Raw genomic sequence first — 1264 nt, forward strand, 5'->3', positions numbered from 1 at the left:
GCCCCCCGGCCGCACGCCGGGGCAGCCCCCGTCGCGCCCGGTCCGGCTGCACCCCCTGCTCCCCCGGTCGACCCCGCCGAGGCCGCCCGCGCCGCCGAGTTCGGGCGCGTCGACGAGGAGGGCACCGTCTACGTCATCGAGGACTCGGTGGAGCGCGTCGTCGGCCAGGTGCCGGGCGCCAGCGCCGTCGACGCCCTCGCGCTGTACGTGCGCCGCTACCTCGACCTCACGGCCAAGGTCGCGCTCTTCGAGGCGCGGCTGCAGGCCACCGACCTGGCGGTCAAGGAGATCGACCAGACGCTCGCCAAGCTGACCGAGGAGCTCGCCGAGCCGCCGGTCGTCGGTGACCTCGTCGGGCTGCGGGCACGGCTGCAGGCGCTGCGCGAGGTGGCCGCGGCCCGTCGTGCCGTCGCCGAGGCCGAACGCGCCGCAGCGCGCGAGCAGGCCCTCGCCGAGCGCACCGCCGTCGTCGAGCAGGCCGAGAAGATCGCCCAGACCGACCCGTCGCGGATCCAGTGGCGGCCGGCCGGTGAGCAGCTGCGCCAGCTGCTCGACGCCTGGAAGGACGCCCAGCGCAACGGCCCGCGCATCGACCGGACCAGCGAGGAGGCGCTCTGGAAGCGCTTCAGCCACGCGCGGACGACCTTCGACCGTGAGCGTCGGCACTACTTCGCCGAGCTCGAGGCCCGCAACTCCCAGGCCAAGGCCGCCAAGGAGTCGCTCGTCGCTCGCGCGGAGCAGCTGGCGACGAGCACGGACTGGGGCGCGACCGCGGCCGCCTACCGGGACCTCATGACCGAGTGGAAGGCCGCAGGCCGGGCCGCGCGCTCGGTCGACGACGCCCTGTGGGCGCGGTTCCGTGCCGCGCAGGACGCCTTCTTCGCGGCACGTGACGCGCAGGCCGCGGCCACCGACGCCGAGTTCGGCGCGAACCTCCAGGTCAAGCTCCAGCTCCTGGCGGAGGCCGAGGCGCTGGTCCCCGTCAAGGACCTGGGCAAGGCCAAGTCGGCGCTGCGTTCCATCCAGGCGCGCTGGGAGCAGGCCGGCAAGGTCCCCCGCGCCGACGTGCAGCGAGTCGAGGGCCGGATGCGTGCGGTCGAGACCGCGGTGCGCGAGGCCGAGGACAGCCAGTGGCGCCGGACCAACCCCGAGACCAGGGCGCGGGCCGAGGGCCTGGCCGCCCAGCTCGAGGCCACCATCGCCGGGCTCGAGGCCGACCTGGCAGCTGCCGAGGCCGCCGGGAACACCCGCAAGGCGTCCGACG

The 1264-nt window shown here is 75.6% G+C and carries 1 protein-coding gene; it reads left to right on the forward strand.

Annotated features, from left to right (window positions below; genetic code table 11):
- The coding region (locus F2B26_RS16280; RefSeq protein WP_159811118.1) for a DUF349 domain-containing protein at window positions 1–1264 on the forward strand (1264 nt) is incomplete at both ends.

This window comes from Cellulomonas citrea (assembly GCF_009829685.1).
In the GTDB taxonomy this organism is placed as follows: Bacteria; Actinomycetota; Actinomycetes; order Actinomycetales; family Cellulomonadaceae; genus Cellulomonas; species Cellulomonas citrea.